The sequence below is a fragment of the Blastococcus sp. SYSU DS0828 genome (assembly GCF_054050975.1).
In genome coordinates, this window is record NZ_JBJHAK010000004.1 from 108,144 (window position 1) to 127,839 (window position 19,696).

The window sequence follows — 19,696 nt, forward strand, 5'->3', positions numbered from 1 at the left end:
CGGGTCAGCCGCCGCCCTCGGTGCAGTCTCCGCCGGAGTAGCAGACCGGGCGGTCGTACGGCGGCTCGGGGACGTCGTCCTCCCGGCCGTCCAGATCAGTGGTCAGTGCATCCACCGGCGAGTTGTCGTCCCCGAGGACCTCGATACGGGGCGGGCACCGGACGGGTTCGGTGCGCACCGTCCCGCGGTCGTCCCCGCCCTCGCCGACGGTGATCAGCACCTCCAGGCAGGTGCCCAGCGACGCGGTGGTCGTCTGGGGCTTCCACCCCTCCGTCTCCGACACCGTGACGCCGACGCCGACAAGCAGCCGGATCTCGTCCCCGTCGGCCGAGGACGCCAGCGCCTCGCCGTAGGGGTCCAGCGACTCGAGTGCGGCGCGGCCGGTGGACAGGGGGTCGCGCGCGCGATCGTCGAGGTAGTGCTCGTGCACCGACCCGACGCGCTCCTGCAACCGATCGTGCGCCTGCTCCTCGAGGCTCCGCGCGCACCCGCTCAGCAGGAGGGCCCCGCCAGCACCCACGCCGCCCTCCGCACCACCTCGTGAGGATGCCATGCGCGGAACCGCGATGTCTCGGATCGGTGGCTCTCCCCGACCGGGCGAACCCCGGCGCCGATGTCTGTGACTCGCGGGTAACGTGCGTCACATGTCGCTCGCCGAGCAGATGGACACGGTCACCGGCTCCACCGCGGGAACGGTCGGCCGGCACGCCACCACCGAGACGTTCGAGTCGACGGCGCCGGCCACCGGCGAGGTCGTCGGCGTCTTCCCCGTGCACGACGAGGCCGCCGTCGGCGCGACCGTCGCGCGGGCCCGCACCGCCGCGCAGCAGTGGGCGGCGCTGGGCTTCGACGGCCGCAAGGAGCGGCTCTCGGCCTACCGCGGCTACCTGGCCCGGCGCATGCACGAGCTGGCCGACCTGGTGCACCGGGAGAACGGCAAGCCGCATGCCGACGCGATCCTCGAGATCACCCTCGCCGTCGACCACCTCGCCTGGGCCGCCGGGCACGCGCGCAAGACCCTGGGCCCGCGCAAGGTCAACCCCGGCCTGCTGGCCGCGAACCACGCCGCCTACCTGGAGTACCAGCCGCTGGGCGTCGTCGGCGTCATCGGCCCGTGGAACTACCCGGTGTTCACGCCGATGGGCTCGATCGCCTACGCGCTGGCCGCCGGCAACGCCGTCGTCTTCAAGCCCTCCGAGTACACGCCGGCCGTCGGCGCCTGGCTGGCCGCCGCCTGGCGGGCGGCCGTCCCCGACTGCGCCGACGCCTTCCAGGTCGTCACCGGCTTCGGGTCCACCGGCGCCGCGCTGTGCCGGGTGCCCGTCGACAAGCTCGCCTTCACCGGCTCCGCGGCGACCGGCAGGAAGGTCATGGCCGCCTGCGCCGAGACCCTCACCCCGGTGCTCATGGAGCTCGGCGGCAAGGACGCGATGATCGTCGACGACGACGCCGACGTGGCCGCCGCCGCGGACGCGGCCGTCTGGGGCGCGATGAGCAACGGGGGCCAGACCTGCATCGGCATCGAGCGGGTGTACGCAACCGAGGCGGTCTACGACCGCTTCGTGGACGCGGTCACCGCCCAGGTGCGCACCCTGCGACCGGGTGCCGACGGCGGGGCGACCTACGGCCCGATGACCATGCCCGGGCAGATCGACGTGGTCCGCTCGCACGTCGCCGACGCCGAGTCCGCCGGCGCCCGGGTGGTCACCGGTGGCACCGACGCCGAGGCGTTCCCGGCCCAGGGCTACGTGGCGCCCACCGTGCTGCTCGACGTCCCCGAGGACTCGGCGGCGATCCGCGAGGAGACCTTCGGCCCCACGCTCACCATCACGAAGGTGCGCGACGCCGAGGAGGCCCTGCAGCGCGCCAACGACACGACCTACGGCCTGGCCGGGGCGGTCTTCTCGGCCTCCAAGGACAAGGCGATGGACCTCGCCCGCCGGATGCGCAGCGGCATGACGTCGATCAACTCGGTGCTCACCTTCGCCTCGGTCCCCGCCCTGCCCTTCGGCGGCGTGGGCGACTCCGGTTTCGGCCGCATCCACGGCGAGGACGGGCTCAAGGAGTTCACCCGCGCCAAGGCCATCACCCGCCAGCGCGTGCCGCTGCCGGTCAACCTGATGAGCTTCGGCCGGCCCGCGAACGCCGCCGACGCGCTCGCCCGGGTCATGGGCATGCTGCACGGACGACACCGGTGAGCACGGCGGACGGAGCGGAGTTCGACGTCGTCGTCGTCGGCGCGGGCTCGGCCGGCAGCGCGGTCGCCGGGCGGCTGAGCGAGGACCCGTCGCTGCGGGTGCTCGTGCTGGAGGCCGGCGGCCCCGACGACGTCCTCGAGGTCAAGATCCCCGCCGGGCTGTACAAGGTCTGGCGCACCCGGCACGACTGGAACTACACGACCGACGAGCAGCCCGGCTTGGGCGGCCGGAGGCTCTTCTGGCCGCGCGGCAAGCTGCTCGGCGGCTCGTCGTCGATCAACGCGATGATCTACATCCGCGGCGCCCGGGCCGACTACGACGAGTGGGCCGAGCTGACCGGCGACCCGTCGTGGTCCTACGAGCAGGTGCTGCCGCTGTTCCGGCGGATGGAGGACAACGCCCGCGGGGCCGACGAGTGGCACGGCGTCGGCGGCCCGCTGCGGGTCGAGGACCTGCGCTCGCCGCACCCGTGGACCACGGCGGTCGTCGAGTCGGCGGTGGCCAGCGGCTACCCGCGCAACCCGGACTTCAACGGCGCCACGCAGGAGGGCGTCGGCCCGTTCCAGGTGACGCAGCGCCGCGGCCGCCGCTGGTCGGCTGCCGACGCCTACCTGCACCCCGCCGCCGGCCGGCCGAACCTGACCGTGCGCACCGGGGCGCTGACCACCCGGGTGCTGGTCGAGAACGGGCGGGCCACCGGGGTCGAGTACCGCTGCGGCGGCCGGCTGCACACCGTGCGCGCCACCCGGGAGGTGGTGCTCTCCGGCGGCGCGGTCAACTCCCCGCAGCTGCTGATGCTCTCCGGCATCGGCCCGGCCGATCACCTGCGCGAGGTCGGCGTCGACGTCGTCCACGACCTGCCGGGGGTGGGCGCCGGCCTGCAGGACCACCCGCTGGTGCCGGTCATCTGGACCGTGCGCTCGGGGAGGTCCCTGCGGCTGGCCGAGACGCCGGTCAACCTCGCGAAGTGGAAGGCGGCCGGTCGCGGCCCGCTCACCTCCAACCTCGCCGAGGCAGGGCTGTTCACCCGGTCCCGCCCCGACGTGGCCGAGCCGGACCTGCAGCTGCACTTCCTGCCGGTGAAGTTCTGGAAGCAGGCGGAGGTCGACCCCGACGCCGAGGCCTTCACCGCGGCCGTCGTGCTCGTGCGGGTGCACTCGCGCGGCTCGGTGCGGCTGCGCTCGGCCGACCCGACGTGGGCCCCGGCCATCGACGCCGGCTACCTCACCGACGAGCGCGACCTCGACGCGCTGGTCTCCGGCGTCGAGCGGGCCCGCGAGATCGCCTCGGTCGCCCCACTGTCCTCGGTGCTGGCCGAGGAGTGGTCGCCCGGCGGCACGGTGCACGGGCGGGAAGCGCTGCGGCAGAAGGTGCGCGACACCCTCGAGTCGCTCTACCACCCGGTGTCCTCCTGCCGGATGGGCACCGACGACGGTTCCGACGACATGGCCGTCGTCGACCCGCAGCTGCGGGTGCGCGGCATCGAGGGCCTGCGGGTGGTCGACGCCTCGGTCATGCCGACGCTGGTGCGCGGCAACACCAACGCGCCGACGATCATGATCGCCGAGCGGGCGGCCGACCTGATCCTCGGCCGCACGCCCGCGGGGCAGCCGGCCGCCGCGCACTGAGCCGGAAGCGCCTCCGGGAGGTGCCGCGTCCTCACCCGATGTGACCTGACACTCCCTCCCGGTGGGACCACACGGCGGCCGGGTCTGGTTGAGTGGTGTGTACCGGCGCCGCCCTCGCTCATCCGGAGCGGCAGGAATCGACGTCGGGCTGAGGCTGCGCCACCTTGGTGCGCCCGGCTGACCGACGTCTCGCCGACGATGCGAGCCCGCCCTGCCCACGCGCAGGTGCGCCGGCGCTCGCTCGACTGCGGTGGTCGCGCAGCCACTCGAGCGTCGAAGGACTCCATTGACCTCCATGCAGAACACCCCCGCCCCCAGCGAGGGCGGCGCCCGCCGCCGTCGTGGCGGCCGCGGCCGCGGCACCCGCCCGGCCGGCGAGCAGCAGAACCAGAACCGCCCGGCGCCCGCCGCCGCCCCCGCGCCCGTCGTCGTCCCCGTCGGGGCCGACGCGACCGTGCTCCCCACCGACACCACCTTCGCCGCCCTCGGCGTCCCCGCGCCGATGGTGGAGGTGCTCGAGACCAGCGGCATCACCGCGCCGTTCCCCATCCAGGTCGCCACGCTGCCCGACAGCCTGGCCGGGCGCGACGTCCTCGGCCGCGGCCGCACCGGCTCGGGCAAGACCCTCGCCTTCTCCATCCCCCTGGTCGCCCGGCTCGCCGCCTCCGGCACCCGCCGCCAGGCCAAGCGCCCGCGCGCGCTGGTGCTCGTGCCGACCCGTGAGCTGGCCAACCAGGTCTTCGCGGTCGTCGACCCGATGGCCCGGGCGCTGGGCATGTCGGCGACGACGATCTTCGGCGGCGTCGGCCAGAACCCACAGGTGCAGGCGCTGGCCCGCGGGGTCGACATCGTCATCGCCTGCCCCGGCCGGCTCGAGGACCTGATCGGCCAGGGTCACTGCGACCTGGGCGCCATCGAGGTGACCATCCTCGACGAGGCGGACCACATGGCCGACCTGGGCTTCCTGCCCGGTGTCAAGCGCATCATGGACCGCACCCCGAAAGTCGGGCAGCGCATGCTCTTCAGCGCCACGCTGGACAACGGCGTCGACGTGCTGGTCAAGCGCTACCTCGACAACCCGACGACCCACTCGGTCGACCCCGCGGTGGCGCCGGTCAGCACGATGACCCACCACGTCTTCCACGTGCAGAGCGCGGACAAGGCCGAGGTCGTGCGCCAGCTGGCGTCGGGGCTGGGCCGCAGCGTGCTGTTCACGCGGACCAAGCACCAGGCCAAGAAGCTGGCCAAGCAGCTCACCGCGGCGGGCATCCCGTCCGTCGACCTGCACGGCAACCTCAGCCAGAACGCCCGTGAGCGCAACCTCGAGGCGTTCAGCAACGGCTCCAGCCGGGTGCTGTGCGCGACCGACATCGCCGCCCGGGGCATCCACGTCGACGACGTCGCGCTGGTCGTCCACGTCGACCCGCCGACCGAGCACAAGGCCTACCTGCACCGGTCGGGCCGCACCGCCCGGGCCGGCGCCGGCGGCACCGTCGTCACGATCACGACCCCCGACATGGTGGGCGAGGTGCGCACCCTGACCCGTCAGGCCGGGATCTCCCCGATCGTCAGCCAGGTCCGCCCCGGGGCCGAGCAGATCGCCGAGCTCGCCGGCCCGGCGGCGCCCTACGTCGAGCCGGCTCCGGCCCCGGAGCCGCAGCCGCAGGGCTCCGGTGGCGGCCGTCGCCGTCGCGGCGGCTCGGGTTCCGGCTCTGGCTCGACCAAGCCCGCAGCGGCCTCCGGCCGCGGTGGTTCGGGGGGCTCCGGTCGCGCGAGCGGCCCGGCCCGCACCCGCGCCGAGCTGGCCGCGCGGGCCGGGACGACCTCGGCCGCCTCGTTCAGCTCGCGGTCCCGCCGAGGTCGCTGACCGCGCCGCGGCGGCGCCGACCCGGTGCCGCCGCGGGCGAGGGGTCGACGGTTGGTCCGCGCATCGCTGGGCACTGGACTGCACGTCGGATCCGACGCTCATCCGGCGCGGGCCGGGCGACGGCGTCCGCGCCGGGGGCACCGCACCCGGAGGAGGCACCGTGCCCCGATCGCCCCGTCCCCCGTCCCACCGACGCCGGGTCACGGCGACCGCCTTCGCCGTCGGGCTGGGCCTGCTCACCGGCTGCGGGGGGAACGGCTCCACGGAGGACGCCGTGCCGACCGAGACGGCGCCGGGGCTGCCCACCCAGCCCGGTGACTCCGGGCGTGGCGGCTCGCCGTCGGCGACCTCGACCGGCGTGGAGACCGACGTCCTCACCGAGACGGTGCGGCTGGAGGACGGCGGCATCGTCATGCCCACCGAGCTGGCGGCGGGACCCTACGAGATCGAGGTCGTCAACGAGGGCGGCCAGGAGCACGACCTCTCCGTCGATCGCGACGGGGAGCAGGTCGCGACCACCGGTGTCATCCGGCCGGGGCTGACCGGCACCCTCACCGTCACCCTGGATCCCGGCGAGTACGTCTTCTACTCCTCGCAGCGCGACGACCGGGAACGAGGCATCGAGGTCACCGTCCAGGTGGAGTGACCCTGCCGCGGCACCGCTCGTCGCCGCGCCGCGCCGGAGAACGCCGCCGGGTGGGCCGGCGGGACGTCACCCGCCGGCCCACCCGGTTCCCTGCACCCCACCGGCGGCCGGACCGCCGGAGCTCAGCCGCCGCTGGCGAAGGCGGCGTCGAACGCGGCCGACGGCGGGTCGAAGGCCAGCCGGCGGACGAACTCCAGCGCCTCTGGCGCACCCACGAGCCGGTCCATGCCGGCGTCCTCCCACTCCACCGAGATCGGCCCGGCGTAGCCGATGGTGTTGAGCATGCGGAAGCACGCCTCCCACGGGACGTCGCCGTGCCCGGTGGAGACGAAGTCCCAGCCGCGCCGCGGGTCGGCCCAGGGCAGGTGCGAGCCCATCCGGCCGTTGCGGCCGTTGCCCACCTGCTTCTTCGCGTCCTTGCAGTCGACGTGGTAGATCCGGTCCTTGAAGTCCCACAGGAAGCCGACCGGGTCCAGGTCCTGCCACACGAAGTGCGACGGGTCCCAGTTCAGCCCGAACGCCTCCCGGTGACCGATCGCCTCCAGCGCGCGCACCGTCGTCCAGTAGTCGTAGGCGATCTCGCTCGGGTGCACCTCGTGCGCGAACCGCACCCCCACCTCGTCGAAGACGTCGAGGATCGGGTTCCACCGGTCGGCGAAGTCGCGGTAGCCGTCCTCGATCATCGACTCGGGGACCGGCGGGAACATCGCCACGGTCTTCCAGATCTTGCTGCCGGTGAACCCGACGACCACGTCGACGCCGAGCTTGGCCGCCGCGCGGGCGGTCAGCTTCATCTCCTCCGCGGCGCGCTGCCGCACCCCCTCGGGGTCGCCGTCGCCCCACACCCGCGGGTGCACCATGCCGCGGTGCCGCTCGTCGATCGGGTCGTCGCAGACGGCCTGGCCGTTGAGGTGGTTGGAGATCGCGAAGACCTGCAGGCCGTGCCGCTTCAGGATGTCGAGGCGTTCGGCCACGTAGGAGTCGTCGTTCGCGGCGCGCTCGACGTCGAGGTGGTCGCCCCAGCAGGCGATCTCCAGGCCGTCGTAGCCCCAGCCGGAGGCCAGCCGGCACATCTCCTCGAAGGGGAGGTCGGCCCACTGGCCGGTGAACAGCGTGACGGGACGGGGCATCAGGAGTTCCTCTCGATCTCGGTCCAGGTGGAGCGGTCCGCCGCGCTGCGCTCGACGGCGTCGAGCACCCGCTGGACCTGCAGGCCGTCGGCGAACGAGGGGGCCGGGTCCTCCCCCGCCCCGATGGCGGTGACCAGGTCGACGACCTGGTGGGTGAAGCCGTGCTCGTAGCCCAGGCCGTGCCCGGCCGGCCACCACGCGGCGACGTAGGGGTGCTCCGGCTCGGTCACGATGATCCGCCGGAAGCCGGCGGTCTCCGCGGGCTCGGTGCCGTCGAAGAACTGCAGGACGTTCATGTCCTCGAAGTCGAAGGCCAGACTGCCGGCCGAGCCGTTGATCTCGATGCGGATGCCGTTCTTGCGGCCGAGGGCGAACCGGGTCGCCTCGAACACGCCGAGCGCTCCCCCGGCGAACCGGCCGAGGAAGACCGCGGCGTCGTCGACGGTGACCTGCCCCGTCCCCTCCCCGCCGACGCCGGACAACGATCCGGCCGACGCGGGCAGCGGGCGCTCGGTCACGAACGTCTCCAGCGTCGCGCTGACCCCGGTGAGCGTCTGGCCGGTGATGTACTGCGTCAGGTCCACGACGTGCGCCCCGATGTCGCCCAGCGCGCCGGAGCCGGCCTTGTCCTTCTCCAGCCGCCACGACATCGGTGCCGCGGGGTCGGCGATCCAGTCCTGCAGGTACTGCGCGCGGACGTGCCGGATCTGGCCGAGCCGGCCCTCGGCCACGAGCTTGCGGGCCAGCCCGATCGCGGGCACCCGCCGGTAGGTGAAGCCCACCATCGACCGGACGCCGCGGGTCGCGGCCTTCGCCGCCGCCTCGGCCATCGCCTCGGCCTCGGCCACCGTGTTGGCCAGCGGCTTCTCGCAGAGCACGTGCTTGCCGGCCTCGAGCGCGGCGATCGCGATCTCGGCGTGGGTGTTCCCGGGGGTGCAGACGTCGACCAGGTCGACGTCCTCGCGCTCGACGACGCGGTGCCAGTCGGTCTCGGTGCTCGACCAGCCCAGCTTGCCGGCGGCCTCGGCGACCTTGGCGGCGTCCCGCCCGGCCAGCACGGTCAGCTCCGGCCGCAGCGGCAGGTCGAAGAAGTGGGGGGCGGTGCGCCACGCGTGCGTGTGCGCGGCGCCCATGAAGGCGTAGCCGATCAGGCCGACGCCGAGGGTACGGGTCATCTGCTTCTCCCAGCGGAGGTGGAGCAGCGGGGGAACGCGCTCGCTCCCCCGCTGCCCCGTCGGATCAGGACTCGAACGCGCGGTCGATGTACTCGTCGACGTTCTCGGCCGTGACGACCGGCGCGTTGAGCACGATCTCCCGCGGGACCTCGGGCGAGACCAGGTCCGACATCGACTTGCCCTGCGCGATCAGCCGGGCCAGGCGGATGCCGTCGGCGGCCTGGGTGTGCGGGTAGATGACGGTCGCCTGCAGCACCGAGTCCCCGGACTGGATCTCCCGCATCGCGTTCGCCGAGCCGGCGCCGCCGACCATGACGAACTCGTCGCGGCCGGCGTTCTGGATGGCGGCGAGCACGCCGACGCCCTGGTCGTCGTCGTGGTTCCACAGGGCGTCGATCTGGGGTGCCGCCTGCAGCAGGTTGGCCGCGGCCTCCTCGCCGCCCTCGACGGTGAAGTCCGCCGCGACCCGGTTGTCGACGTCGAGGCCGCAGTCGGCCAGCGCGTCGGCGAAACCCTGGCTGCGGTCCTGGGTCAGCGGCAGCGAGTCGATGCCGGCGATCTCGGCGACGACGGCGTCGGGGTTGTCGCCGACCTGCTCGCAGATGTAGGTGCCGGCGGAGACGCCCATGCCGTAGTTGTCGCCGAGGACGGTGGCGCGGGCGGCGAACGGGCTGTTGAACTCGCGGTCGACGTTGATGACCGGGATGCCGGCCTCCATCGCCTGCAGCGCCACCGGCGTCATGGCAGCGCCGTCGAACGGCAGCAGCACGATGGCATCGACACCCTCGTTGATGAAGGTCTCCACCTGGCTGATCTGCGTGCTGACGTCGTTGGTGCCCTCGGCGACCTGCAGGTCGATGTCCTCGTACTCGCCGGCCGCGTCCCGTGCCGCCTCCGTGATGCCGGCCATCCAGCCGTGGTCGGCGGCGGGCGCGGAGAAGCCGATCCGGACGGTCTCGCCGGTCTCGTCGTTGGAGCTGGCCGCGGCGCCGGTGCCGCCGCCACCACCACCGCCGGAGCTCTCCGGCTCGTTGCTGGTGCAGCCGGCGACGAGAACGGAGGCGCCGGCCAGGGCGACCGCGGTGGACATCAGACGACGGTGGGGGCGCTGCCTCGCTGCAGACATGTATCTCTCCTCGGTGTGCCACGTCCGGCGGGTCGCCGGCAGGTTCTGGGGGGTGGGGAAGTCAGTGCATGGGGATCAGGGGGCGGAGCCGGTGCCGGGCCGGTCGCCGCCCGGCGCGCCGGGCACGCTCGAGCCGCCGGACACCGCGCCGGCCGGGGTGCCCCCCGCGACCGCGCCGCCGGACGACGACTCGCCCCGGCCGGAGCGCAGGCGGGACACCCAGCCGGAGCCGCGGCGCCCCTCGGCCAGCCGCGTCTGCAGCAGGACGGCGACCACGATGATCACGCCCTGCGCGACGGCCTGGACCGAGCTGGACAGGTTGTTGAGCGTGAAGATGTTGCCCAGCGTGATGAGGATCAGCACGCCGAGGACGGTGCCGACGATCGTGCCGCGGCCACCGGTGAGCAGGGTGCCGCCGATGACGACGGCGGCGATCACCTGGAGTTCCAGCAGCGTGCCGTGGGTGGAGGTGCCGGTCGTCGTCCGCGCCATGAGCATCACCGCGCCGATGCCGCAGGTGACGCCTGAGAGCACGTAGAGCTTCAAGGTGTGCCACTGCACGCGGATGCCGGCCAGCCGGGCAGCCTCGGCGTTGCCGCCGACGGCGAAGGTGTGCCGGCCGAAGGTCGTGCGGTTGAGCAGGACCCAGCCGGCGACCGAGACGAGCGCCCAGATGATCACCAGCATCGGGATGCCGAGGACGTCGCCGGTGAAGAAGTCGAGGAAGCCCTCGTTCTGCACGATCTGGGTGCGGCGGTTGGCGATGATCTCGGCCAGGCCGCGGGCCGAGACCAGCATGGCGAGGGTGGCGATGAAGGCCACCAGCCGGCCGTAGGCGATGACGATCCCGTTGACCAGCCCCGCGCCGGCGCCGACCGCGATCGCCGTGAACACCATGACGATCCAGTGGAAGTCCTCGGCCATGGCCTGGGTGGCCAGCGTGGTCGCCCACACCGACGACAGCGCGACCAGCGCGCCCACCGAGAGGTCGATGCCACCGCCGATGATCACGAACGTCATGCCGATGCTGACCACGCCGACGACCGCGGCCAGCCGCAGGATGGTCAGCACGTTGTTGATGTCGACGAAGCGTTCCGGCGCGGTGACCGCGCCGACGATGCAGAGCAGGGCCAGCGCGACGACGAGGCCGACCAGCGGCCCCGCCGACCCGGCCATGAAACCGGCGCGCCTGCCGCCGTTCCCCTCGGGCGCGCGGCCCTTCGGCGTCGCGGGCGCGCCCGCTCCCCCGGTCGTCGCGGTGCTGCCGGTCATGCCACGTCCCCTTCGTGCTGCTGTGCGGTGGGCTGCTGCCGGTCGCCGCGCTGGCGCGGGCCTACCGATCCCTCCATGACGAGGTCGAGCACGGCGTGCTCGTCGAGCGCGTCGGCCGGCCGCTCGGCGACGACCGATCCGTCGGAGATCACCAGCACCCGGTCGGCCAGGCCCAGCACCTCGGGGATCTCGCTGGAGACCACGACGACGGCGACCCCGCGGTCGGCCAGCTCGCGGATCAGCGCGTAGATCTCCGAGCGGGCGCCGACGTCGACGCCGCGGGTGGGCTCGTCGAGGAGCAGGACCCGGCAGTCGCGCAGCAGCCAGCGGGCGAGGACGACCTTCTGCTGGTTGCCGCCCGACAGCGTCCGCACCTCCCGGCTGACGTCGCCCGGGCGGACGTCGAGGGCCTGCGCCTGCTCGCGCGCGGCGTCCTTCTCGTTGCTGCCGGAGAGGAACCCGCCGCGGGCGAACCGGGCCAGGCTGGCGATGCTCATGTTGCGGTAGACGGCGTCGCCGAGGAGCAGCGCCTGGCTCTTGCGCTCCTCGGGGGCAAGCCCGACGCCGGCGGCCACCGCGGCGGAGACCCGGCCCGGGCGCAGCCGCTGGCCCGCCACCGAGACGGTGCCGCCGGTCGCCCGGCGCGCGCCGTAGACGGTCTCGAGGATCTCCGAGCGCCCCGAGCCCACCAGCCCGGCGAGGCCGACCACCTCGCCCGGGCGGACGTCGAAGGACACCCCCCGGAACGTGCCGCGCAGGCTCAGGTCGCGCACCGAGAGCAGCGGCTCCGCGGCGGGGACGGCCCGGCGCTCGGGGAAGACGTACTCGATGTCGCGGCCGGTCATCAGCTCGATCACCTGGCGGGTCGTGGTGTCCCGCACCGGCAGCCCGGTGGCCACGGTGCGCCCGTCCTTGAGCACGGTGATCCGGTCGCCCACCTCGCGGATCTCCTCGAGGCGGTGGGAGATGTAGACGACCGCGACGCCGTCGCGGGTCAGGTCCCGGATCACCTCGAACAGGTGCTGGACCTCTTCGTTGTCCAGGACGGCCGACGGCTCGTCCATGACGATCAGCTGCGCGTCCTGGGAGAGCGCCCGGGCGATGCTGACCATCTGCTGCGCGGCGGCGGGCAGCGAGCCGACCTCCGCGGTGGGCCGGATCTCCGGGTGGCCGAGCCGGGCCAGCAGCTTGCCGGCGGCCTCGTTCGCCGGCGCCGGCCGGGCGAGGCCGAACCGCGACCGCTCGCGGCCCAGGAAGATGTTGTCGGCCACGGTGAGGCCGGCCACCAGGTCGAGCTCCTGGTAGATGGTGGCGATGCCGTGCTTCATCGCCACCTGCGGGTTGGTCAGGGAGACCGGCTCGCCGCGCCACTCGATCCGCCCGCCGTCGGGCTGGTGCGCGCCCGCGAGCACCTTGATCAGGGTCGACTTCCCGGCGCCGTTCTGCCCGAGCAGGCAGTGCACCTCCCCGGCCCGCACATCGAGATCGACGCCGTCGAGCGCGCGCACCCCCGGAAACGTCTTGACGATGCCGTGCATCGCCAGGAGCGGCGCACCTCCCGCGCCGTCGTGCCCCACCGGTGCACCGGCCACTGCGCCCACCTCCGGTACTTCTGCTCACCATTGACCATTAGTCCGCTGAGCGAGCAACATATGTGCCGCGTCACAGGGGGTCAAGGTTCCGGGCGCCGGTTACCGAACCGAGACCTCGACGCCGGCCCGGGCGCTCTCCTCGCCTTCCGCGCGAGCCGGACCGCTACCGTGCGGCGCGTGATCGTCGTGCCGGCCGCCGTCGCCGTCGCCCTGCTGGCCGGCCTGGCCGTCTTCCAGGCGGCGCTCGTCGCCGGCGCCCCGCTCGGCCACCTCGCCTGGGGCGGGCGCCACCGCGTGCTCCCCCGCCGGCTGCGCATCGGCAGCGCGCTGTCGATCGCGCTGTACGCGCTCTTCGCGCTCACCATCCGGGCGTCCGCCACGCAGCTCACCGTGCCGGGCGCCGCGGGGGGCGTGAACGCCGGGATCTGGGTGCTGACGGCCTACTTCGGACTCGGCGTGGCGGTGAACGCCGCGTCGCACAGCCGGGCGGAGCGCGCCGTGATGACCCCGGTGTGCCTGGTCCTGGCGGCCTGCTGCCTCGTGCTGGCCCTGCAGTCCTGAGGGCGCCGGTCAGCGCGCCAGGGCCTGGACCGAGTCCTCGTCCAGGAACTCCTCGATCGCCATGAGCGCGGCACCGACGCGGCCGGAGCGCTCGGGAGCCTCGCTCACGGTGATCTCCAGGGCGCGGGCGGCCAGCGGCATCGAGCGGCGGTAGACGGCCTCCCGGATGCCCGCGAGCAGCGGGACGCCGGCCTGCGCCACACCCCCGGTCATGACGATGCGGTGCGGGTTGAAGAAGTTGACCAGCGCGGCGAGCACCGTGCCGATCGTGCGCCCCGCGCCGCGGACCAGCTCCAGCGCCACGCCGTCCCCCTGGGCGGCGAGCCGCACGACCTCGCGGACGGTCTCCACCGGCAACCCCGCGGCGACGGCGTCCCGCAACAGCGCGCCGCCGCCGGCGATCGCCTCCAGGCAGTTCTCCTGCCCGCACCGGCACACGACGGTGCGGCCGTCGGGCTGGGCGACGTGGATGTGCCCGATGTCGCCGGCGCTGCCCTGCGCCCCCCGGTACACCCGACCGTCGACGATCACGCCGCAGCCGATGCCCGTCCCCACCTTGACGACCAGCACGTCCTGCACCGAGCCGGCGACGCCGATCTCCCCCAGCGCCATGACGTTCACGTCGTTGTCGACGTAGACCGGGCACTCGTACCGGCCGAACGCGCTGGGGATCGGGTAGTCGTGCCAGCCCGGCATGATCGGCGGATGCGAGGGTCGGCCGGTCGAGAACTCCACCGGGCCGGGCACGCCCACGCCCACCGCGCAGACGTCGCCCGCCGTCAGCCCCGCCTCGGCGAGCACCTGCTGGGCCAGCCGGTCGACCTCCGCCAGCACCGGCCCGGGGCCGTCGGCGATGTCGATGGGGTGGCCGACGGTCGCGAGGATCTGGGCGGACAGGTCGGTGACGGCGACGTCGACGCTGGTCACCCCGAGGTCGACGGCGATCACGCAGCCGGCGCCGCTGTTGAAGCGCAGCAGCGTCGGCGGGCGGCCGCCGGTGCTCCAGCCACGCCCGCCCTCCGCCAGCAGGTTCGCGGCGATGAGCTGATCGACCCGTGCGCTCACGGTGTTGCGGGAGGCGCCCGTCAGCGCGACCAGGTCCGCCCGGCTCCGGGCGCGGCCGGTCCGCACGTGACGCAACAGCACGCCGGCAGACGCAGAGGTGGACGCCACGCCGTCATAGTGACACGCCGCGCCCGCACCGCCGGTGGCGCGAGGCCGCCACACGCACACGTCGGGCACGGGGTTGCCCGACGTGTGCGGGGGCACTGGTCGGGTCATGCTGGTTGAGCACTGGACCAGCTCCACCGACCAGAAAGGTGTGCTCCCGTGGGTCTGCCCATCACCCTGTCCGAGATCCCACCCCGGCTCTCCGCCGGCGCCTTCATCCTCAACAGCGGCCTCGGCAAGCGCGGTGCCGACGAGCAGGCGGCGGCCGGCATGCACGGCTTCGCCAGCGGCACGTACCCGTTCCTCGCGCGGATGGAGCCGCAGCAGTTCGCGAAGGCGCTGTCCACCGCCGAGATCGCCGTCGGTGCGGCGCTGCTCACGCCGTTCGTGCCCACCGCCGTTGCCGGCGCTGCGCTCACCGCCTTCTCCGGCGGGCTGCTCGGGCTCTACCTGAAGACGCCGGGCATGCGGAAGGAGGGCAGCCTCGCCCCCACCGAGCAGGGGCTGGCGATCGCCAAGGACAGCTGGCTGCTCGGCATCGGCATCGGCATGCTGGTGCGCGGCACCCTCGAGCGCGAGCCGCGGCGGGTGCGCAAGGCCGCGAAGACGCTCGACAAGGCCAACAAGCGGGCCGCGAAGGCCCGCCGCCGCCTCAGCGACTGACCTCCCCGGGAGGCTCCTCCCCGGGCAGGTTCACCAGGCCGACCAGCCGGCGCCGGCGCTCGTCGCCGGGCCGGTTGGCCAGCCGTGCCTGCAGCACCCCGCGGAGTTCGGTGAGCAGCTCGTCGAACTCGGCGTCGGTGAGCCAGAGGCCGACCTGGCGGTAACCGACCCCGTCGCGCACCAGGTCGGGCTCCCCGCGGTCGAGGTAGCGGTCGAAGTCCGCCAGCAGCGAGGCGACGAACGTGGTGAACGCCCGCCGGTGGTCCTCGCCCGTCATGGTGGCGAGGTCGTCGGCCGATACCTCCGCCGCCGACGACACCAGGCGGTAGCTGCGCTCCGCGGCGCCGCGGACCCTCCGCTCCCCCACCACCTCGAGCACCCCGGCGTCGGCGAGGACGCCGACGTGCCGGTAGAGCGACGCGACCGGCACGTCGGGCAGCGCGGAGCGCACCTCTCCCGTGGTGAGCGTGCGGCCGCCGAGGAAGGCCTGCACCACGCGCAGCCGGACGGGGTGCAGCAGCAGGTCCACCGAGTTCACGCGCTCACCGTTCTCATCCTTGACAACAGTCTCACGCGTGAGAATAGTGTCCGCCATGGCCACGCTGCAACTGACACCTTCCACCGTCGCGGTGCGCCTCACCCTCGGCGAGAAGATCGCCGGCCTGCTACGGGACGTGGAAGTGCCGCGCTCGGCGGTCCGCTCGGCCGAGGTGGTGGCCGACGCCCTGCCGGCCACGCGCGGCCTGCGCGCCCCCGGCCTGGCCCTCCCCGGTGCCCGGAAGATCGGCACCTGGCGGCGCCCCGGCGAGCGCACGCTGGTCTGCGTGCGCCGGGGGCAGCCGGCGGTCCGCGTCCGCCTGACGGGCCAGGGGTACGACACCCTGCTCGTCGGCACCGACGACGCCCCGGCCGTGGCCGCCGCGCTGCACCCGGTCGCCTGACGTGCGCGACGTCCCGGTCCAGATCCCCGGCGCCACCCCGCTCGCCGGCACCCTCTCGCTCCCCGAGGCAGCACCGCCCGCGCCCGCCGTCCTGCTGGCGTCCGGCTCCGGCCCGCTCGACCGCGACTCGAACCACCGCCGCGCCCGCTTCGACGTCACCCGCCAGCTGGCGCACGCCCTGGCCGGGGCGGGCATCGCGTCGCTGCGCTACGACAAGCGCGGGGTCGGCGGCAGCCCCGGCGACTGGCGGGCCGCCGGTCTGCACGACAACGTCGAGGACCTGGCCGCCGCGCTCGACGTCCTGCGCGCCCGGCCGGAGGTCGACCCGGAGCGGGTGCTGCTCGCCGGGCACAGCGAGGGCGCGATCCTCGCGGCCTCGCTCGCCGCCCGCGGCGCGCCCGTGGCCGGGCTGGTGCTGCTCGCCATGAGCGCCACCCGCGGCGAGGAGCTCTTGCGGTGGCAGGCGCGGCAGATCGCGCCGACCCTCCCGGCGCCGGTGCGGTTCCTGCTCCGCCTCCTGCGCACCGACCTGGAGGCGAAGGTCGCGGCCAACCACGCACGGGTCAAGGCCACCACCACCGACGTCGCCCGCATCGGCGGCGCCCGGGTCAACGCCCGGTGGACCCGGGAGTTCCTGGCACATGACCCACGGGAGGACCTCGCCCGGATCACGGTCCCGGTCCTGGCGGTCACCGGCGCCAAGGACCTGCAGGTGCGGCCGGAGGACCTGGCGGTGGTCGCGGCCACCGTGGGCGGGCCGGTGGAGACGCACCTGGTCCCCGACCTCACCCACACGCTGCGCCGGCAGGCCGGGCCGGCGTCGATGAGCGCCTACCGGAAGGAGCTGCGGTCCCCCGTCGACGCGGAGCTCCTCGCCACCGTCGCCGACTGGTGCCGGCGGACCACCCGCCCCTGAACGCGGGACGGGCGGGCACCCTGGGAGGTCCCGGGGTGCCCGCCCGCCGCCGGGCCGGTCTGCTCAGCGGACGCCGAGCAGGTGCTCCATCGCCAGCTGGTCGAGCCGCTCGAACTGCAGCCCGCGGGCACCCAGGGTCTCCGGGTCGTGGGCCTCGTTGCGCAGGGCGTCGAGGCTCTCGCCCTCGGCCAGGGTCGGCACGGCGAGCTCGGCCACGCGCGCGGCCTCCAGCGCCTCGGCGACCTCGGGATCGGCCCGGAACGCCTGCGCCTTCTCCTTGAGGATCAGGTAGTTGCGCATGCAGGCGCGGGCGGTCTCCCAGACACCGTCGATGTCCTCGGTCCGCGGCGGCTTGTAGTCGAAGTGCAGGTAGCCGTCGTAGGCCTTCCCCGACCCGGAGCCGAGCAGCGTGTCGACGGTCCAGAACGCCCCGCGCAGGTTGCCCGCGCCGAAGCGCAGGTCCTGGTCGAAGCGCGGGCCGTGCTGGCCGTTGAGGTCGACGTGGAAGAGCTTGTCGTGCCACAGCGCCTGGCCGATGCCCATGGCGAAGTTGAGCCCGGCCATCTCCTCGTGCCCGACCTCGGGGTTCAGCCCGACGCGGGTCGGCTCCTCGAGCTCGTTGATGAAGGCGATCGCGTGGCCGATGGTCGGCAGCAGGATGTCGCCGCGCGGCTCGTTCGGCTTGGGCTCCAGGGCGAACCGGATGTCGTAGCCCTTCTCCCGCACGTAGGAGCAGAGCAGGTCCAGGCCCTCCTTGTACCGGTCCAGCGCGGCGGCGACGTCCTTGGTGCCACCGGACTCCGCACCCTCACGTCCGCCCCACAGCACGTAGGTCTTCGCGCCCAGCTCGGCGGCCAGGTCGATGTTGCGCAGCACCTTGGCGATGGCGTACCGGCGGACGGCGCGGTCGTTGGCGGTGAAGCCGCCGTCCTTGAACACCGGGGCGCCGAACAGGTTGGTGGTCGCCATCTCCACGCCCATGCCGGTCTCGGCCAGCGCCTTCTTGAACCGCTCGAGAGTGGCGTCGCGGGTGGCGTCGTCGGGCACCAGGTCGTCGTCGTGGAAGGTGACGGCGGCGGCACCGAGCTCGGCGAGCCGGTGCACCGACTCCACCGGGTCCAGCGGGGGCCGGACGGCGCCGCCGAAGACGTCGACGCCCTGCCAGCCCACGGTCCAGAGACCGAAGCTGAACTTGTCGTCCTTGGTCGGGGTGTAGTCGGTCATGCGGGGATCTCCATCCGGGTCGATCGGTTGGCTGCACTGCGCGCGAGGGCCTCCGGCACACGCTGGATCGCGCGGCCCGGGGCGGACGAGGGGGTCGGCTGGTCGCCGGTGGTGGGGTGGGCCGCGGAAGAGGGGCCGGTGGCGGTCATCGGGCCCCGGCGCCTGTCGGCGTGAGCGAGGGCACCGGCACCAGCGTCGGGTCCTCGAGGACGGACTCCAGGGCGACGTGCGCGCCCCCGCGGACGGCCGCGGTGAACCCCAGGGTGGAGAGGACGACGCGCGCACCGGCGACGCCGGGCCCGAGCACACGGGCCTCCAGCTCGGTGAGCAGCGGCTCCATGAGGTACTCCCCCAGCACCGCGAAGTACCCGCCGAGGATGACCACCCGGGGGTTGAAGAGGTTGATGAGCACGGCGGCGCCGGTCCCGAGGGAGGTGCCGACCTGCCGGAGCGCGGCGAGCGTGCGGGCGTCACCGGCCTCGGCGCGGGCAGCGACCTCCGCCAGCCGCGCCTCCAGGTCACGGCCCGGATCGGCCACCGGGTCACCGGGATCGGCGGCCGCGCGCAGCAGGGCGGCCAGGCCGACGACGGTCTCCCAGCAGCCGCGCCGCCCGCAGCCGCAGACGGCGTCCGGATCGCCGAGCGAGGTGTGCCCGACCTCGCCGGAGAGCCCACCGGCTCCGCGCAGCAGCCGGCCGCCGACGATCACGCCACCGCCGACACCCACCTCACCGGTCAGGTAGACCAGGTCGGAGGTCCGCGCCTCGGAGCCCATGGCCCACTCGGCGATGGCCGAGAGGTTGGCGTCGTTCTCGACGCGGATCGGGAAGTCGGTGCCCAGGCGGGCGCGCAGCCCGTCGAGGACGGCGACGTCGCGCCAGCCGATGTTCGGCGCCAGCGTCACGACGCCGTCGAGGCTGCGGACCAGGCCGGCGACCGCCACGGTCAGGCCGGCCGGGCTGGCCCCGGTCGCCGCGGCCGCGGCGACCGCGTCGGAGACCAGGCCGGCGACCGCGTCCAGGGTGCGTTCGGCGCCGAGCGCGGGGAGGTCGAGCGCGAGCCGCTGCTCGAAGAGCACCTCGCCCCGCAGGTCGAGCACGAGCGCGGCGGCGTAGTCGACGTTCAGCTCGACGCCGATGCCGCACACGCAGGCGCCGTCCAGGTGCACGGTGAGCCCCGGGCGCCCCACCGAACCGGCGCGGTCGACCTCCCCGGTGGTGACCAGGCGACGGTCGGCGAGCTCGGCCACCAGGCTGGACACCGTGGCCTTGTTCAGGCCGGTCTCCTGGGCGATGCGGGCGCGGGAGCGCGGGCCGTGGTCGCGGAGGTGCCGCAGGACCAGCCCCAGGTTGGTGCGGCGCACCGTCGCCTGGTCGGCCGGAGCGCGCCGTTCGGAGGACCCGTCGTACAGCGGTGGAACCTCGCCCACGTCCACCTCCTCGGGGTCGCCGCCGACATTCGTCGGTTGAGCAAACAAATTAGGGGCCGCCGGTCGGGCGGTCAAGACGGACCGCCGCCGCGCCGGGCGCCCGGGGCAGGACCCTCCGCCGGGCGCGACGGGCGGAGGCGGCCTAAGGTCCCCTTCCC

The 19,696-nt window shown here is 74.1% G+C and carries 18 protein-coding genes; 8 read left to right on the plus strand and 10 right to left on the minus strand.

Annotation, left to right across the window (positions count from 1 at the left end):
* Positions 1–4 precede the first annotated feature (4 nt).
* A complete protein-coding gene (locus tag ACI79Q_RS04590; protein WP_456614278.1) occupies positions 5–520 on the minus strand; it encodes a hypothetical protein in 516 nt (171 codons plus the stop codon).
* 124 nt (positions 521–644) lie between these two features.
* Between ACI79Q_RS04590 and ACI79Q_RS04595 the strand changes: the two genes are divergently transcribed.
* The 4 genes from ACI79Q_RS04595 (at position 645) to ACI79Q_RS04610 (ending at position 6,339) form a co-directional block, all read left to right on the plus strand.
* Complete coding sequence (locus tag ACI79Q_RS04595) at positions 645–2,198, plus strand: aldehyde dehydrogenase family protein (protein WP_456598718.1); 1,554 nt, start codon at positions 645–647, stop codon at positions 2,196–2,198.
* Complete coding sequence (locus ACI79Q_RS04600; RefSeq protein WP_456588429.1) at positions 2,195–3,826, plus strand: GMC family oxidoreductase; 1,632 nt, start codon at positions 2,195–2,197, stop codon at positions 3,824–3,826. The genes ACI79Q_RS04595 and ACI79Q_RS04600 overlap by 4 nt, the downstream gene beginning before the upstream one ends.
* A 295-nt stretch (positions 3,827–4,121) precedes the next feature.
* Positions 4,122–5,693, plus strand: coding sequence for a DEAD/DEAH box helicase (locus ACI79Q_RS04605; RefSeq protein WP_456614279.1), 1,572 nt, complete (start codon positions 4,122–4,124; stop codon positions 5,691–5,693).
* Positions 5,694–5,853: 160 nt separating this feature from the next.
* Positions 5,854–6,339 carry a hypothetical protein gene (locus tag ACI79Q_RS04610; RefSeq protein WP_456614280.1) on the plus strand — a complete coding sequence of 162 codons (486 nt, stop codon included), beginning with the start codon at positions 5,854–5,856 and terminating at the stop codon, positions 6,337–6,339.
* A 122-nt stretch (positions 6,340–6,461) separates the two neighbouring features.
* Here ACI79Q_RS04610 and ACI79Q_RS04615 read toward each other — a convergent pair whose 3' ends face one another.
* From ACI79Q_RS04615 to ACI79Q_RS04635, 5 genes are all read right to left on the minus strand, one after another.
* Positions 6,462–7,469: a sugar phosphate isomerase/epimerase family protein gene (locus ACI79Q_RS04615; RefSeq protein ID WP_456596597.1), complete on the minus strand. Its 1,008-nt coding sequence runs from the start codon at positions 7,467–7,469 to the stop codon at positions 6,462–6,464.
* Positions 7,469–8,644 (minus strand): Gfo/Idh/MocA family protein, encoded by a 1,176-nt coding sequence (locus tag ACI79Q_RS04620; protein ID WP_456596596.1) that lies wholly within the window; start codon positions 8,642–8,644, stop codon positions 7,469–7,471. The genes ACI79Q_RS04615 and ACI79Q_RS04620 overlap by 1 nt, the downstream gene beginning before the upstream one ends.
* 64 nt (positions 8,645–8,708) lie before the next feature.
* On the minus strand, positions 8,709–9,734 hold the full coding sequence (locus ACI79Q_RS04625; protein WP_456589446.1) for a substrate-binding domain-containing protein: 1,026 nt from the start codon (positions 9,732–9,734) through the stop codon (positions 8,709–8,711).
* Positions 9,735–9,845: 111 nt separating this feature from the next.
* Positions 9,846–11,042, minus strand: a complete 1,197-nt coding sequence (locus tag ACI79Q_RS04630; protein ID WP_456614281.1) for an ABC transporter permease — start codon at positions 11,040–11,042, stop codon at positions 9,846–9,848.
* Positions 11,039–12,634: a sugar ABC transporter ATP-binding protein gene (locus tag ACI79Q_RS04635; RefSeq protein ID WP_456589444.1), complete on the minus strand. Its 1,596-nt coding sequence runs from the start codon at positions 12,632–12,634 to the stop codon at positions 11,039–11,041. Before ACI79Q_RS04635 ends, ACI79Q_RS04630 begins: the two co-directional genes overlap by 4 nt.
* 177 nt (positions 12,635–12,811) lie before the next feature.
* Here ACI79Q_RS04635 and ACI79Q_RS04640 point away from each other — a divergent pair, with 177 nt between their 5' ends.
* Entirely contained in the window at positions 12,812–13,195 is a 384-nt protein-coding gene (locus ACI79Q_RS04640) for a hypothetical protein (protein WP_456612405.1), read from the plus strand.
* Positions 13,196–13,204: 9 nt separating this feature from the next.
* Here the strand turns inward: ACI79Q_RS04640 and ACI79Q_RS04645 are convergent, their stop codons facing one another.
* Positions 13,205–14,341 (minus strand): ROK family protein, encoded by a 1,137-nt coding sequence (locus ACI79Q_RS04645; RefSeq protein ID WP_456596594.1) that lies wholly within the window; start codon positions 14,339–14,341, stop codon positions 13,205–13,207.
* Positions 14,342–14,524: 183 nt separating this feature from the next.
* On the opposite strand from ACI79Q_RS04645, the gene ACI79Q_RS04650 reads away from it, so the two are divergent.
* Positions 14,525–15,028 carry a hypothetical protein gene (locus ACI79Q_RS04650; protein ID WP_456589441.1) on the plus strand — a complete coding sequence of 168 codons (504 nt, stop codon included), beginning with the start codon at positions 14,525–14,527 and terminating at the stop codon, positions 15,026–15,028.
* Here the strand turns inward: ACI79Q_RS04650 and ACI79Q_RS04655 are convergent.
* Positions 15,018–15,566 (minus strand): helix-turn-helix domain-containing protein, encoded by a 549-nt coding sequence (locus ACI79Q_RS04655; RefSeq protein WP_456589440.1) that lies wholly within the window; start codon positions 15,564–15,566, stop codon positions 15,018–15,020. The genes ACI79Q_RS04650 and ACI79Q_RS04655 overlap by 11 nt on opposite strands.
* Positions 15,567–15,603: 37 nt before the next feature.
* On the opposite strand from ACI79Q_RS04655, the gene ACI79Q_RS04660 reads away from it, so the two are divergent.
* Both ACI79Q_RS04660 and ACI79Q_RS04665 read left to right on the plus strand, forming a co-directional pair.
* Entirely contained in the window at positions 15,604–15,969 is a 366-nt protein-coding gene (locus ACI79Q_RS04660; RefSeq protein WP_456589439.1) for a hypothetical protein, read from the plus strand.
* 1 nt (position 15,970) lies between these two features.
* The gene (locus tag ACI79Q_RS04665; protein ID WP_456589438.1) at positions 15,971–16,885 is read left to right on the plus strand and encodes an alpha/beta hydrolase family protein; all 915 of its coding nucleotides are present in this window, start codon (positions 15,971–15,973) and stop codon (positions 16,883–16,885) included.
* A 63-nt stretch (positions 16,886–16,948) separates the two neighbouring features.
* Here ACI79Q_RS04665 and xylA read toward each other — a convergent pair whose 3' ends face one another.
* Positions 16,949–18,109, minus strand: a complete 1,161-nt coding sequence (gene xylA, locus ACI79Q_RS04670; protein WP_456589437.1) for a xylose isomerase — start codon at positions 18,107–18,109, stop codon at positions 16,949–16,951.
* A gap of 145 nt (positions 18,110–18,254) precedes the next feature.
* Complete coding sequence (locus ACI79Q_RS04675) at positions 18,255–19,538, minus strand: ROK family transcriptional regulator (protein WP_456598725.1); 1,284 nt, start codon at positions 19,536–19,538, stop codon at positions 18,255–18,257.
* Positions 19,539–19,696: the final 158 nt, after the last annotated feature.